Source organism: Polycladomyces zharkentensis (genome assembly GCF_016938855.1).
Taxonomy (GTDB): Bacteria; Bacillota; Bacilli; order Thermoactinomycetales; family JIR-001; genus Polycladomyces; species Polycladomyces zharkentensis.
In genome coordinates this window covers 127250-142993 of the sequence record NZ_JAFHAP010000001.1, presented here as the reverse complement: position 1 = coordinate 142993, position 15744 = coordinate 127250, and the positions used below count along the sequence as shown (strand labels likewise).

General features: G+C 54.4%; 14 protein-coding genes. All 14 read left to right on the top strand.

Annotation, left to right across the window (positions count from 1 at the left end):
- Positions 1-100: 100 nt before the first annotated feature.
- The 14 genes from pgsA to JQC72_RS00570 all read left to right on the top strand — a co-directional run bounded on the left by pgsA (position 101) and on the right by JQC72_RS00570 (position 15570).
- Positions 101-622, top strand: a complete 522-nt coding sequence (gene pgsA / locus JQC72_RS00635) for a CDP-diacylglycerol--glycerol-3-phosphate 3-phosphatidyltransferase (protein ID WP_205492182.1) — start codon at positions 101-103, stop codon at positions 620-622.
- A 63-nt stretch (positions 623-685) separates the two neighbouring features.
- A complete protein-coding gene (locus JQC72_RS00630; RefSeq protein WP_419179824.1) occupies positions 686-1972 on the top strand; it encodes an NAD-dependent malic enzyme in 1287 nt (428 codons plus the stop codon).
- A gap of 95 nt (positions 1973-2067) precedes the next feature.
- Positions 2068-2286, top strand: coding sequence for a hypothetical protein (locus JQC72_RS00625; RefSeq protein WP_205492180.1), 219 nt, complete (start codon positions 2068-2070; stop codon positions 2284-2286).
- A gap of 106 nt (positions 2287-2392) precedes the next feature.
- Positions 2393-2827: a 3-hydroxyacyl-ACP dehydratase FabZ gene (gene fabZ, locus JQC72_RS00620; RefSeq protein WP_205492179.1), complete on the top strand. Its 435-nt coding sequence runs from the start codon at positions 2393-2395 to the stop codon at positions 2825-2827.
- Positions 2828-3116: 289 nt separating this feature from the next.
- The gene (gene wecB / locus JQC72_RS00615) at positions 3117-4181 is read left to right on the top strand and encodes a non-hydrolyzing UDP-N-acetylglucosamine 2-epimerase (RefSeq protein ID WP_302104356.1); all 1065 of its coding nucleotides are present in this window, start codon (positions 3117-3119) and stop codon (positions 4179-4181) included.
- Between the two features lie 41 nt (positions 4182-4222).
- Complete coding sequence (locus JQC72_RS00610; RefSeq protein ID WP_205492177.1) at positions 4223-5431, top strand: glycosyltransferase family 4 protein; 1209 nt, start codon at positions 4223-4225, stop codon at positions 5429-5431.
- Positions 5432-5882: 451 nt separating this feature from the next.
- Positions 5883-6926 (top strand): Gfo/Idh/MocA family protein, encoded by a 1044-nt coding sequence (locus JQC72_RS00605; protein ID WP_205492176.1) that lies wholly within the window; start codon positions 5883-5885, stop codon positions 6924-6926.
- Positions 6927-6930: 4 nt separating this feature from the next.
- Positions 6931-8040, top strand: coding sequence for a DegT/DnrJ/EryC1/StrS family aminotransferase (locus tag JQC72_RS00600; protein WP_205492175.1), 1110 nt, complete (start codon positions 6931-6933; stop codon positions 8038-8040).
- 19 nt (positions 8041-8059) lie between these two features.
- Entirely contained in the window at positions 8060-9373 is a 1314-nt protein-coding gene (locus JQC72_RS00595; protein ID WP_419179818.1) for a nucleotide sugar dehydrogenase, read from the top strand.
- Between the two features lie 10 nt (positions 9374-9383).
- Positions 9384-10130, top strand: a complete 747-nt coding sequence (locus JQC72_RS00590; RefSeq protein ID WP_205492174.1) for an acyltransferase — start codon at positions 9384-9386, stop codon at positions 10128-10130.
- A 23-nt stretch (positions 10131-10153) separates the two neighbouring features.
- A complete protein-coding gene (locus JQC72_RS00585) occupies positions 10154-11611 on the top strand; it encodes a lipopolysaccharide biosynthesis protein (RefSeq protein ID WP_205492173.1) in 1458 nt (485 codons plus the stop codon).
- Between the two features lie 17 nt (positions 11612-11628).
- On the top strand, positions 11629-13029 hold the full coding sequence (locus JQC72_RS00580) for an O-antigen ligase family protein (RefSeq protein ID WP_205492172.1): 1401 nt from the start codon (positions 11629-11631) through the stop codon (positions 13027-13029).
- A 187-nt stretch (positions 13030-13216) separates the two neighbouring features.
- Complete coding sequence (locus JQC72_RS00575; RefSeq protein WP_205492171.1) at positions 13217-14332, top strand: glycosyltransferase family 4 protein; 1116 nt, start codon at positions 13217-13219, stop codon at positions 14330-14332.
- A gap of 14 nt (positions 14333-14346) precedes the next feature.
- Positions 14347-15570: a glycosyltransferase family 4 protein gene (locus JQC72_RS00570; protein WP_205492170.1), complete on the top strand. Its 1224-nt coding sequence runs from the start codon at positions 14347-14349 to the stop codon at positions 15568-15570.
- Positions 15571-15744 lie beyond the last annotated feature (174 nt).

Here is a 15744-nt window from a genome sequence, read left to right as displayed (position 1 = left end):
CCGCCCTGCCCATGTGGTAGCGCGGGATCTTTCTTGCCGTCTTTTCGGATGCCGAAAATCGGGTATAATACAGTAGGAATGCCGTGAGGAGGGACCCCGTGTGAATGTGCCCAACCTGTTGACACTCTTTCGGTTCGTGTTGATTCCGTTGTACTTATTCTTCTTTTTTTCCGATCTTCCGAATCGCATGTATTGGGCTTTCGGGGTCATCCTTTTGGCGGGGTTGACGGATGTGGTGGACGGTTATTTGGCTCGAAAACACCGGCAAGTGACCCAATTGGGCATCATGCTGGACCCGCTGGCGGATAAACTGATGATGCTGGCGGTCTTTATGTCGTTATTGATATCGGAGCGTATCAGTATTTGGGCGGGTGTAGCGATCGTCCTGCGCGACGTGGGGATGATCATCGGTTCTGCTTTCTTTCATCTGCGCGGGAAACGGACCGTACCGGCCAATGCATTGGGGAAACTGACCACGTTTTTGTTTTATGTCGCACTGTTTTTGTTGATGTTCGGGCTGCCGTTTGCGCAGACCTTCTTGTGGGGCGTGATCGCTCTTTCGTTTGTAACCACGGTCATCTATTTGTTCCAGTTCAAAATGATCAACCAACGCCTGATGTAGCGGATTCAGCCAATGAAGCAGGGGGTGCCCTTCTTGTCAGAAAGAAACGTCATCCGTTCGATTATGGTGGAAACACCTTCAAAACCGGGTAACTTGGGGCGAGTAGCAACCGCGATCGGTTCGGTGGGCGGTGATATCGGAGACATCGTCACGGTGCAGATCGGACCGTTCACCACCATGCGCGACATCACCGTGCATTGTGAGAACGAGGAACAATTGCACGCCGTCATCGACGCGATCCAAGGCCTGGGCGGCGGAATCAGGGTCCGCACCGTATCCGACGACGTGCTGCGTGCGCACGAAGGCGGAAAAATCCATATGAAAAGCAAAATGGACATCCGCTCGCTGGCCGACTTGCGGCGAGTCTATACGCCGGGGGTGGCCAACGTTTGCCGGGTGATCCAGGAAGAGCCGGAAAAAGCACGCATCTACACCAGTATCGGCAACACAGTGGCCATCGTGACGGACGGTACCGCCATTTTGGGACTCGGCGACATCGGTCCCGTGGCCGGGATGCCGGTAATGGAAGGGAAAGCGGCGTTGTTCGACCGGTTTGCAGGAATCAGCGGTGTACCGATTCTGTTGAACACCAAAGATCCCGATGAAATCGTGCGGACGGTCAAAACGATTTCACCCGGTTTTGGTGGCATTTTGCTGGAGGATATCGGTTCGCCGCATTGTTTTGAAGTGGAGGACCGGCTGAAGGAAGAATTGGATATTCCCGTCATGCACGACGACCAACACGGTACTGCGGTTGTCACGTTGGCTGCGGTCATCTCCGCATGCCGTTGTGCCGGAGTGGACTTGAAGGAAGCGGTGGTCGGACAAGTCGGTTTGGGTGCGGCGGGTCTCGCGATTTGCCGGATGTTTCTCGCTTACGGTGTTCAACGCGTGCACGGTGTCGATTTGAACGAAGATGCCAAGAAACGACTGGCCGCATACGGTGGGGAACCGCTGGACAGTTTGGAAGAACTGATGCAAACATGCGACATCGTCATCTCCACCACCGGCGTGCCAGGGTTGATCAAGCCGGAGATGATCCGGGAAGGACAGGTGATTCTCGCGCTGTCCAACCCGAAACCGGAGATCGAGCCGGAAGATGCGCTCAAGGCCGGTGCCGGCTTTGCCGCCGACGGACGTTCAGTCAACAACGTGTTGGGCTTTCCCGGTATTTTCCGCGGTGTACTGAATGCGGGAGCCAAACGCATTACTCATGAAATGTTGGTAGCGGCAGCCGAAGCTATTGCCAACTGCACCCGGGATGGTGAACTGGTTCCGCACCCCCTCAACCCCAAAGTGCATCGGGAAGTGGCCAGGGCAGTGGAAGAAGTGGCAGGACACGGTTTGTAAAGGGAAAATGGAGTAAAAATAGCATCAAAAAACTGTTGGTCATTTTTGTAGTCCTGTATTTTGCGGCGTTGATCGTGGTGAGTTTGTTGGGGTGGATGGCGCTGTTTGGATCAAGCTATCCGCCAATTTATTTTGCAAGTGATCGTTTTCCCCTTTCTTCACACTGTCATGATGTTGCTGGTCATCCGTTGGCTGGCGAAGGAATTCAAGCTGTGACAGCAGATGTTGAAAGGGAAAAAGAGCGCCGAAAGGCTTTTTGCCAAACGGCGCCCTTTTTATTTAAACCCCTTCATGGGGGACTGTTCTTATTGTAAACGGCTGAAAGCCGGACATACCTGCCGTATCGTGGCAATCCCCCGTTTGATTCGCTATAATGGGATCAGCTACTCGTGTTTTTGGTTCGGAAAGGAGTCGAAAAATATGGAAATGGACGCCATAGCGATCCAGCAAGTCATCCCGCATCGGTACCCGTTTTTGTTGGTGGACCGGATCGTGGAGGTCGAAGAGGGCAAACGTGCCGTCGGAATCAAAAATGTCACGATCAACGAACCGTTTTTCCAAGGGCATTTTCCTGATTATCCTGTCATGCCCGGCGTATTGATCGTGGAGGCGTTGGCGCAGGTGGGTGCGGTCGCTGTACTCGGCCTGGAGGAAAACCGGGGTAAGTTGGCGTTTTTTACCGGTATCGACAAATTCCGGTTCAGAGAGCAAGTGAAACCGGGTGATGTGTTGGAGTTGGAGGTGGAGATGGTGAAACTGCGCGGCTCGCTCGGCAAAGGCCAGGGAACTGCAAGAGTGAATGGGAAAGTGGTGGCCGAGGGAGAATTGATGTTTGCCATCACTGATCCCCGATAAATCCATAAAGGAAGGTCCCATCCGGGCCTTCCTTTCCTTCCGTCACGAAGCCTTATCAATCAAACCACATGCGAATGAGGAAATAAATAAATCCCCACAGTGGCAGACTCAGGATCATACCGTTGATCAACCCCACCGCACAAGGGAATTCATGAAGAGTCTGTTTCTCGTCCATTTTGCTCGCTCCCGTTTGAATTGCTGTACCTTTATTATGGTCGAAGATAGGGCTATTCATCCTTGATTCAGCGGTGGAAGGTCTGGGGGAAATTTGCCAGGAGGTCGTTTGCAGATGAAAGTTGTGACGGTTGTCGGGGCGCGACCCCAATTCATCAAGGCGGCACCCGTCTCCCGCAAATTGCGTGAAAAAGGGACGGAAGTGTTGGTGCATACGGGACAGCACTATGACAAGTCCATGTCGGACGTCTTTTTTGAGGAACTGAATATTCCCGCGCCCGATTATCATTTGGGTGTCGGTTCCAAATCCCACGGTGCACAGACGGGTGAAATGCTGGCCAAAGTGGAAGAAGTGCTGTTGGCGGAAAAACCGGATTGTCTCTTGGTGTACGGTGATACCAACTCCACGTTGGCCGGTGCGCTGGCCGCGGCCAAACTGCATATCCCCGTCGCGCACGTCGAAGCGGGTCTACGCAGTTTCAATCGCCGGATGCCGGAGGAAATCAACCGGGTGTTGACCGACCATGTATCCCGCTGGCTGTTTTGCCCGACGGAAACGGCCGTGCGTCATCTGAAGAACGAAGGGATCACTGATGGTGTCCATCTGACGGGGGATGTGATGATGGACGCGGTGTTGTACAACCGGCAGTTGGCCGATGAGAAATCGAATGTGCTGGAACGTTTGGGTCTTTCCTCCCGTTCGTATGTGTTGGTGACGCTTCATCGGGCGGAGAACACCGATGTACCTGAACGGTTGGCGGGCATCGTCCGGGCGCTGAACCAATTGTCTGTGCCGGCCGTGCTGCCGCTTCACCCGCGAACTCGTGGCAAGTTGGCCCAGACCGGACTGACCATTGACAACCCGAATATCCACGTGATTGAACCGGTGGGATATTTGGACATGCTCCAGTTGGAATCCCACGCCAGGAAAATTCTGACCGATTCCGGCGGGGTGCAGAAAGAAGCCTTTTTCGTTTCCGTCCCGTGCATCACGATGCGGGATGAAACCGAATGGACGGAAACCGTGGAATTGGGATGCAACGTCTTGGTCGGTGCCGACACCGACAAGATTCTGGATGCCGTGGAACGGTTTGAAGTGGACTTTTCTTCGATCGCGCCGGTATTTGGAGACGGACATGCCGCGGATCACATCGCCGAGCGTTTATCGGCGGACCTTTGATCCGCGGGGGCCATTCTACATGGAAAGGAATCGACATTGCCATGCTGAAAGTATTGGTCATCTCACACATGTATCCGAATCCCGCCAATCCGATGTCCGGCATTTTTGTACACAATCAGGTGAAGGCACTCGCCGCCGCAGGGGTCGAGTGCCGAGTGGTCTCCCCGGTTCCGCGGTTTCCGCTGTATCCCAAATGGAAAGCGTACAGAGAATTCCCGAAACGAACGGTCATGGACGGCATTATCATTGATTACGTCCCCACTTGGATGTTTCCCGGGGGATTCTTTTTCGGTGCGTACGGCATGTTGTATTACTGGTCGTTGTCCCGCCATCTGACTGCGTTGCGTCGGGAATTTCCGTTCGATCTCATTCATTGCCATACCATTTATCCCGATGGTCATGCCGGTGGCAAGCTGAAATCACTGTTCAACGTGCCTGTCGTCAGCACGATCCACGGTTCGGATATCCGTCTGTATCCCAAACGTAGTCGTTGGGTATATCGCAACACCGAGGAAGCGCTCCGTTTATCGGATCACATCATCACAGTGAGTGACCGCCTGCGCAAGGAAGCATTGCAAATGGTGGCCGGAATTGAAGCCGTCACCATTTACAACGGTTTTGACCCGACCCGCTTTTACCCCCGAAACCAAAAGGAAGTACGACAACAGTTGGGGTTGGATGAACAATACAAAATCGCGCTGTTTGTAGGGAATTTTTACCCGGTGAAAGGATTGTCCCACCTGTTGACGGCTTTTGCCCAACTGGTGGAAAAAGATCCATCCGTCCGCCTCGTGATGGTGGGAGACGGGCCGCTCAAGTCACAGCTTCAGCGGCAATGCCGTGAAGCGGGGATTCAGGATCACGTTCTCTTTCAGGGACGCAGGCCGCATGACGAAATTCCGTTGTGGATCAACGCTTCCGATGTGGTGGTGCTGTCCAGTTTGAGCGAGGGATTGCCGTCGATCCTGCTGGAATCGATGGGGTGTGGAAAACCGTTTGTGGCGACCGATGTGGGCGGGATTGCCGAAATTCTGCAACACCGAAAGACCGGTTTTCTCGTCAAGCCGGAAGATGCGGATGAATTGGCACGTTATCTGTCCATCTTATTAATCGAGGAAGAAGGATTGGCACGCGATATGGGCGAGCGTGCGTACACCCTGTCGGGTTCGCTGACATGGAAGGAAAACGCCGATCGGGTGAAGCGGTTGTACGAACAAATGTTGGATCAGCAGGTTGACACATCGCCGTGATCAGCGGAAGCCAAGAACGGTTTTCCCGGGTCTGGGGCGTGTCTGATATATCCGTAAGAGAGCAAATGCTATCCCTGGTGAGCGACTTACCAAGCCCGGCCGAGCGAAGACCCGAAAGGCGCAGGAATGAAATCGCGGGCAACTTCCTCTAAGCGAAGCTTGCCCGCGTCCTGCGCTTCGGGTCTCAAGCGGCCATGACCTGCTTCCTTGCAGGGCGCAGGTGGAGCGAACCGGGGAAGCAATTGTACAGCATTCATCAGACACGCTTTAGTAGCCATTTAGTCGAGGGAATGTGTGATATTTTCTTGACAGGGATACAAAAAAATTGTCAACTATGTTACAGTGTTAAATGGGTTTTGTAATGTTCCTGTAACATAACGAGGAAAAGATTGGATGTCGCGATGGGGCAATGGCAGGATCTTGATCTGGTGGTGGGAAAAGGAGGATTTACGTGATACGCTATGGAATCGTCGGCTGCGGTCACATTGCCAAAAAACATGTGGATGCGATCGCGGCGGTGGATGATGCCCAATTGGTGGCGGTGTGTGATACCAACCCCGAGCGGTTGCAGGCATTTGCAACGGACGGGGTCCGAGGATACACCGATTTGGCAGACATGCTCAAAAATCCGGACATAGACGCGGTTTGCATCTGCACGCCCAGCGGCCTGCACCCCGATCTGACGATTCAGGCGGCGGAAGCGGGGAAACACGTTGTGGTGGAAAAGCCGATGGCGCTTACGCTGGAAGATGCCGACCGGATGATTGACGCTTGTGAGAAAAACGGCGTCCTGATGGCGGTGGTTCATCCCAACCGTTTCCGTCCGGCCATTCGCGAATTGCGCAAGAAAATGGATGCCGGTGCGTTTGGCAAGATCGGCCATGCCAATGCGACGGTCCGCTGGAATCGAAACCAAGCATATTACGATCAGGCGCCGTGGCGGGGAACCAAAGCGATGGATGGCGGCGTGCTGATGAACCAGGCCATTCACAACCTGGACCTGTTGCTGTGGATGATGGGCGAAGTCGACGAAGTCCAATCGTATCAAGCGACGCGGATCCGCCAAATCGAAGCGGAGGATACATCCGTCTCTGTCGTCCGTTTCAAAAACGGCGCTTTGGGCGTAATCGAGGCGGCAGTCACCATCTATCCGCGTAACCTGGAAGAATCCCTCAGCATTTTCGGCGAAAAAGGCACGGCCGTTATCGGCGGACCGACTGCCAACTGGATCAAAACTTGGAAGTTTGAAAACGAGCCGGAAGAGGTATCGAATGAAACGATTGCCCGTATCGAAGAAGATCCGTTCGGCATTCCGGGGCATCAGTGCATTATCCAGGACATGACAGAAGCGATTCAAACCGGGCGCAAGCCGATCGTTTCCGGAGAGGAAGGTCGTCGTGCGCTCAGCCTGGTCATTGCCTGTCAGCTCGCAGCCGAAACGGGACAACCGGTAAAAATGGATACATTGGAGCGAAATCAGAAGAAACGGGGGTAAACCCATGAATATCCCTTTGCTTGATTTGCAGGCACAATACGCCAAAATCCGTGAAGAAGTCCGGCGCGCGGTGGATGAAGTGCTGGACGGGGGACGTTACATTCTCGGACCGGAAGTGAAAAAGTTGGAAGAGGAAGTGGCTGCGTTCAGCCAAGCCAAATACGGCATCGGCGTGGGCAACGGTACGGATGCGCTGGTGCTGACGCTGGACGCGCTGGGAATCGGGCAGGGGGATGAGGTAATCACCTCGCCGTTTACCTTCTTTGCCAGCGCGGAGTGTATTTCCCGCGTGGGTGCGACTCCGGTGTTTGCCGATGTCGACCCGAAAACGTACAATCTCGATCCGGCCAAAGTGCGGGAAAAAATCACCGATCGGACCAAAGCGATCATTCCGGTTCACATCTTCGGGCAACCGGCCGATATGGACGAGATCATGGAAATCGCCCGGGAACACGATCTCTACGTGATTGAGGACGCCTGTCAAGCGATCGGTTCGGAATACAAAGGACGCCGGGTGGGTTCCTTCGGTCATGCGGCGTGCTATTCCTTCTTCCCGACCAAAAACCTGGGCGGTTACGGAGACGGCGGAATGATCGTGACCAACGACGAATCGCTGGACCGAAAACTGCGCAGTCTTCGCGTACACGGAAAAAGTGAGAAATCCAAGTACTACAACAACACAATCGGCTACAACAGTCGCTTGGATGAATTGCAGGCGGCCATTCTGCGCGTAAAACTGCGTTATCTGAATGAATGGAACGAAGCGCGCCGCCAAAAAGCCGCGCTGTACGACGAACTGTTGAAAGATACGCCGGTAGTGACGCCGTATGCGGCCGATGATCGCAAACACATCTATCATTTGTACATCATCCAGGCGGAAAACCGTGACGGTCTTATCCAATATCTGAAAGAAAAAGGCATCGCTACGGGAGTCTATTATCCGGTACCGTTGCACCATCAGGAAGTGTACAAAGATCTGGAGTACGGCAAAGGCAGTCTGCCGGTGGCGGAAGAACTGTGCACCCGCACGATGGCCCTGCCGTGTTATCCGGAGTTGTCCGATGAAAACGTCCGTCTGATCGCGGATGCGGTGAAAAGCTTCTACAATTCATGATCAAAAGGGATGAAGGATCGTGGAAAACAAAACGCTGCTTCAAAAAATCGAAGACAAAACGGCGGTCATCGGTGTGGTCGGTCTGGGTTACGTCGGCCTGCCGCTGGCCGTGGAAAAAGCAAAAGCGGGTTATCGCGTCATTGGGTTTGACGTACAACAAAAACGGGTGGACATGGTCAACCAAGGGATCAACTATATTGGTGACGTGGTGGACGAAGAGCTGGTCCAAATCGTTCGGGAAGGTCGTCTGAGCGCCACCACCGATTATGATTACATCAAGGACGTGGACGCGGTGGCCATCTGTGTGCCGACACCCTTGGATAAATATCAGCAACCCAACACCTCCTATGTGGAAGGTTCCGCCCGTTCCATCGCCAAGCGCCTTCACAAAGGAATGCTGGTGGTATTGGAAAGCACGACATATCCGGGCACAACCGAGGAAGTGGTTCAGCCGATCCTGGAAGAGACGGGCCTCAAAGTGGGCAAAGACTTCTTCCTGGCCTATTCGCCGGAGCGGGTGGACCCCGGCAACAAGGTGTACAACACCAAAAACACACCGAAAGTGGTCGGGGGTGTGACACCGGAATGCACCAAGGTGGCCGCGGCATTATACCGTGCGGTGTTGGAAGGGGAAGTGCACGAGGTGTCCAGCCCGCGGGTGGCGGAGATGGAAAAAATCTTGGAAAACACCTTCCGTCACATCAACATCGCCTTGGCCAACGAGATGGCCATTTTGTGCAACCGGATGGGCATTGATATTTGGGAAGTGATCGATGCGGCCAAAACGAAGCCGTACGGGTTTATGGCTTTCTATCCGGGACCGGGTCTCGGCGGGCACTGCATTCCGATCGACCCGTTTTACCTGACTTGGAAAGCGCGGGAATACAAGTACCACACCCGCTTGATCGAGCTGGCCGGCGAGATCAACAACTACATGCCCGAATTCGTGGTGGAGCGCAGCATGAAGATTCTCAACCGATACGGCAAGGCGCTCAACGGAGCCAAAGTGCTGATCCTGGGTGTGGCTTACAAGAAAGACATCGACGACCTGCGTGATTCCCCGGTGCTGGATATTATCCAGCTGATGGAGAAAAATGGTGCCAACCTGAAGATCAACGAGCCGCACGTGCCGACGTTCACGCTGAACGGCAAGGAATACAAGAGCGAGGAACTGACACCGGAATTGGTGGAACAGGCGGATCTCGTACTGATCACAACGGATCACAGCGTTTACGATTATCAGATGATCGCCGACAAGGCGAAAGTCATCTTCGATACGCGCAATGCGTTGAAAGACGTGAAAGAGATTCGTGCGGACTATGAAAAATTATGAGGGGAACGCCATGAACCATTATATTCACGATTCCGTTCAACTGGGCGACAACGTGAAAATCGGCCATTTTTCGGTCATCGAAGAAGACGTTGTGATTGGCGACAATGTGGTGATCGGCAACAATGTGACCATTCACGCCGGCACCGTTGTGGGGAACAATGTCTCCATCGCCGACAACAGTGTGATCGGCCGTTGGCCCAAACCGGCCAAGACCAGTACGGTAAAGGTGGACGCGGAATTGCCGCCGCTCCGCTTGGGCGATGGATGCAACATCGGAGCCAATGTGGTGTTGTATCGCGGCAGCATCTTTGGGGATGAGGTCATGATCGGCGACTTGGCGTCCGTACGCGAGAAATGCGAGATCGGACGGAATGTCGTCATCGGCCGGGGTGTGGCCGTGGAAAACCAGGTGAAGATCGGCGAATATACCAAGATTCAAACCAACGCCTATATCACCGCTTACACCACTTTGGAGGACCATGTGTTCATCGCACCGACGGTGACCACGACCAACGACAATTTCATGGGCCGGACCAAGGAACGGTTCAAGTTCGTCAAAGGACCGTACGTCAAACGCGGTGCCCGTGTCGGCGGCGGTTCCATCTTGCTCCCCGGCGTCACCGTGGCAGAAGAGAGTTTCGTCGCGGCGGGCGCGCTGATCCACCGTGACACCGAACCGGCAAAACTGTACGTCGGCGTTCCGGCCAAACCGTTGCGGGACGTTCCCGACCGTGAGAAGCTGGAAAACCAAGAATAAGAGAGAGAATCTAGGTGTAAACCATGCGAAACAAGCTGAAACAGCTCTTCTCCGATTCCGCTTCGTTCGCCATCGCCACTATGGGAAACAAAATGGTGGCATTCCTGTTGCTCCCGATCATGACGCGGCATTTGCATTCCGCGCAGTATGGGGACTGGGATCTCACCAACACTCTGACATTGGTGGTCACGTACCTGAGCGTGTTGGGTATGGACGCCGCCTTGGCGTTTTATTACTTCGATGCCAAGGATGAGCAGGAAAAAAGGAGCTACTTTACCGCAACCGTGCTGTTCAGCAGCGGGATCTGTGCTTTGTTCCTGCTCGTCACCCTGTTGTTCGGCGATCCGCTCAGCCGTTTGCTCTACAACAAGCCGTACGCGGATGTCATGGCGATTGCGATCGCTGCGACGGTGGGCGCGATCGTCATCCAGCATACGCTGGCGCTGGCCCGGTATAACCGGCGCGTATGGCTGTTCAACATCATGAGCATGAGTTACGTGATCGGTTCCAACCTGCTCAGCATGATCTTCTTGGTCTACGGCAAAGGCGGTGTACGCGGTATCTTTGTCGGCCAGTTGGTGGGGCAACTTGCAGTGGCGGCCATTCTCGTTTTTCTCTTTCGCCGGGAATTCACTTGGCGCGTAAAGAAAAAGCACTTGGTCAACTTGCTGCGTTACGGGGCTCCGTTGTTGCCGACCATGCTGGCGTTTTGGGTGATGAATGCGATGAGCCGGCCCATGATCTACCATATGGTGTCGGAAAGTGAGGCCGGGATCTACGGGGTTGCGTTCCGCTTCGCCACGATGGTGGCATTGGTGACATCCGCGTTCCAGTTGGCGTGGCGCCCGTTTGCGATGTCCATCAAGGAAAGGGAGGATGCACCCCGCATTTACAGCTTTGTAGCCAGGGCGTTTTTGGTTGTCGGTGCCTTCTTCATTTTGGGATTGGAATTCATCATCCAGCCCCTGATCCAATGGACGACGGGGAAACCCGAATACTGGTCCGCTTACCCCTATGTTTGGATGTTGTCGTTCGGTACGGTGCTCAACACCCTGCACTTAATCGTCGGTGTCGGTTTGCTGATCCAGAAGAAAACGCGCACGATTTCACAGGTCTTCATCATGGCCGCAGTTTTGTACTTCATCGGTAATTTCATCCTTGTTCCGTTGTACGGCAACTGGGGAACGGCAGCGATGACCGTCGTCACGTATCTGTTCGTCGTCCTGCTGATTCATCGCAAAGCACAACAGGTATATCCGGTTGCTTTTCGCATGCCGTCCATGTTGGCGTTTTTGGCGGTGTACCTGGTGACGATGATCGGGATCACTTGGATTCAAGTGCATGATTGGCAAGACAAATGGGTGTATTATGTGGTCGCGACACTGGTCAATATCGCGGCGGTCTTCATCACGGGCGTATTCCGGCTGCGTTCGTTGCCTGTCTTGTTCCGGATGATGCCCAAAATCGGACAGAAAAGGTGAGGATGTTGAGTTCACTGATGTTACCGAGACAACAGTGGCTGGAAAAGCTGTTTTACGCGATGATCGCGTTTGCTTTGCTCGGCCCCACGTTGGGGGTCAAGCTCGTTGTATTCAAGCTGACGTTTTTCCGCGTCGCTTTCTTTGCCCTGGCGGTGGCGTTGATCTTGCGCTGGGTCAACGACAAAAGCATTGAAGCCTCCCATATGTACCGCATTCGCTGGTACTGGGCGTTTTTCGCCTTTTGGGTGGCCTATGCCGCCATTTCCCTGACATGGGTGATCGACCTCGAAAAAGGGATCAAGTATCTCACGTTCCTGTCGATGATGACGCTTCTCTGTTTGTCGTTCCCCTTCTTCGCCAAGAAGGAGAAGCAGTTCTGGCAGACGATGCGCACGCTGTTTTGGGTGTTTTTCGCCATTGTGGCCTTCGGTTTTTTTGAATCGATCACCTTTTTCCATTTGCCGTCTTCCCGTTATTGGTTGAGTGACGCGCCCAACATCACTTCCGTTTTTAAAAACCAAAACGATCTGGCCACGGCGATTACGCTGGCCCTGCCGTTTATCGGGACGGCGCTGTACATGTTCAAGTCGACCCGCCGTACCAAGGTGCTGACGTATATCACTGTCATTTTCGCCTTGTATTGCCTGTTGGCGACCGGCTCCCGTTCCAACACGATGATGGCCTTGCCGCTCATCCTGTTGATGTGGGCCGTCTCGTTACCGTTCACGGTGGACCGGGAAAAGCTGAAGAAAAACTTCCTGCGGGGATTGGGCGTATTTCTCTCCATTGTCCTGATCGTCGGGCTGTTGAACGCCACCTTGATCGCCGGAGGAAAGAACAGCGCGCGGGCCAAATTGGCCAGCACATTCGGCATCTTCCTCGATCTGAAGGGAGATTGGAAGGTCCCGGCCGATCAGGAAGGTATCGAAGCAGGGGAAGGAACGGGCGGCACCAGCATCACCGTGCGCAAAAACCTCCTGCTGTACGGACTGCACTACCTGCAGGAAAGCAATTATATGGGCGTCGGAGCCGGCAATGTGGAAGCCCACAATGAAACCAATTTGGGCAAAGGCATCAACAAAGTCAACATTCACAACTGGTGGGCGGAAGTGCTCGTCGACTTCGGCGTATTGATTTTCGTTATGTATATGGTGCTCTATTTCGGCCTGTTGCGTCGGTTGTGGCGGTTGGCCAGCATCAAACGTTCTCCCCATGTATCACCGCTCATCCGTTGGGGAGCGTTGTCCAGCCTGTTGTCGCTGACCGGCTTCTTTATCGGCGGGGTGGCACCCAGCAGCTGCATCCATTTCACCCCGATGTGGATTTCCTACGGGGTGGCGTTGGCTGTGGTCGTGCTCGGTGAACATCAACGGAAAAAGGCCGAACGGGAGCCGGAAGCGACCGCCGTCAACAGCTGACCCCGATTGTGGGTCGACATCGTGAACGAAGAAAGGTGACCTGTTTCCGGAGAGTAACCTTCCGACGCGGATGTCACAATAGCGATTGGGAAAAAAGTTACCCGGATACAACCGTTACCCGGCAGGAAGGACAATCTTTTCCGGAGAGCCGCATGAATGCGGGTTTTTAGGCCGAGAGGGGATGTCGATGGCCAAAAAGGTGATGATTTTCAGCTCCGTGCACGGGTACAACGATTCCCGCATCTTTCACAAACAGGCGGTATCGCTTGCCCGGGCGGGGTATGACGTGGAACTTCATGCGATTGCCGATTTTGAGGAGCGTACGGAACAAGGAGTTCGCATCAAAGGGATTCCGCCGCACAAGAGCAAACTCCACCGGCTGGCGGCCGGGTGGACGTTGTTTCGGCGGGCGATGAGAAGCCGGGCCGATTTGTATCATTTTCACGACCCCGAACTGTTGCCATGGGGAGCGCTGATCCATTGGCTGACGGGGGTTCCCGTCATTTACGACGCTCATGAGGATCTGCCCAAACAGATCCACACCAAGCCCTGGATTCCGGCGAAGATCCGTGGCATCGTCTCACGGGTGGTGCACAAGGTGGAAAAAGGATTGGCCCGTCGTCTGCCCGCCGTGGTGACGGCAACGGAGTCGATCCGAGACAAGTTTGCGGGTGCGGGGGTCCGCCGCGTCCAGGTGATTAAAAACTACCCGTTGCCGCTGCCGCGTTTGGAGCGGAGCGCAGAGGAAGACGGTGTCAACCGGGTGCTGTATGTGGGTGGCATCTCCTATCTCAGAGGATACCGCGAGATGATCGCGATGATGGATCACCTGCCGAAAGAGCTGAACGCCGAACTGCACCTGATCGGACCGCTTCAGCACATCGCGCCGGAAGATCAGGATCGCGAGTCGCTGGCCGCCAAACGGGTGTACCTGCACGGTCGCATTCCGTTTGAGGAAGTGCAGCAGTGGCTGATGAAAGGGAAGGTGGGGCTGGTTTGCCTCCATCCGGTGGAAAACTACCGTGAATCCCTGCCGATTAAAATGTTTGAGTACATGGCCGCCGGACTGCCGGTGATCGCCACCGATTTTCCGCTATGGCGGGAGATTGTGGAGGGCAGCCGGTGCGGATATCTGGTCAATCCGCTCAATCCCGAAGAAATGGCGGAAAAAGTGGCGACGCTCCTGTCGGATGAGGCGAAACGACGGGAGATGGGAGAAAACGGTCGGCGGGCGCACGAGGAAGTATACAACTGGCAAGTGGAAGAGCAAAAACTGTTGCAACTGTATCAGGAGCTTGCTTAAGGAAGTGAGAGGCAGTGCGAATCTGGTTGGCGAACCACTACGCAGTACCGCCGAACATTGCCGGGATTACCCGGCATTATGAGCTGGCACGAGAATGGGCGATCGGAGACGGAGCAGAGGTCACCTTGTGGTTATCCCGTTTTGTTCATCCGCGCCGTACGTTTATCACGCCAGAGGAAAAACGGGCCATTCCGCATGTTCCCGGTCTCCATTTTCAGTGGTTGTGGTCGTTTCCGCACAAGACGAATGACGTGCGTCGGATCCTGAATATGGGCAGCTTTGCCGCACTCTTTTTCCTCACGGGATTGTTCAAACGGCGCCCGGATGTGATCGTGGCTTCTTCGCCGCATTTGTTTACGGCATTTGCAGGATGGATGCTGAGCAAGGTGAAGCGTGTCCCGTTTGTACTGGAAGTGCGCGATTTGTGGCCGGACTCGTTGATCATGATGGGCGGGCTGAAAAATCCGCGTGTGGTCCGTCTGCTCACGTGGATGGAATCATTTTTGTATCGTCATGCTGATCATATCGTTGTGTTGACGGAACACCAGCGGAAGTTTATCGCGGACAAAGGCATTGATCCGGCCAAGATCGAGCTGATCCCCAACGGGATCGTGGTGGGATCGTGGGAACCCGATCCGTCCCGCAGAAGCGAAATCCGAAAGAAGATGGGGGTGCCGGAGGATCATTTCGTCGCCATCTACTCGGGGGCGCACGGTCCGGCCAACGCACTGGAATACGTGGTTAAGGCGGGACGCCATCTGGAACCCGGCATTTCCATCGTGTTGATCGGGGACGGCCCGGAGAAGGAGAAATTGAAGCGAATCAAGGAAGAGGAACAGTTGGATAACGTCCATCTGTTGGACCCCGTACCCAAATCGGAGATCTTCGATTATATCGCTGCAGCGGATTGTGGCATCATCTCGCTCGCGGACAACGACATTTTCCGCGGGGCACGTCCCAACAAGCTGTTCGACTACACGTTTGTCGGCAAACCGATCGTGACCACGGTGGACGGCGAAGTGCGCGAAATCGTGGAGAAAAATGAGGTAGGGTTGTTCAGCGGGGCGGAAGATCCCGAGGGCTTGGCCAAAGCGCTGGCGCAAGTGCGCAGCTTTTCCCGTGAGAAACTGGAACAGATCGCAGAAAACGGTCGTCGCTACATCGACCGTGAAGGCGATCGAAGAAAACTGGCCAAGCAGTTTTACCAGCGTCTCTGTGCATTGGTGAAAAAAGTCTAAACGACGGAAACCGGTCGGAATCAACACCGGCCGGTTTTCTTTTTTGACTTTCCGAACCGGTGAACGGGAAAAACGTGGCACATCATGCTTTGGGCCTTTTACTCTCCCGGTTTTTCGCGCAGCAGGGCGTGGCGTGCCGTTTACTCGGGAAGCACTGCTGCCTCATGATGTGTC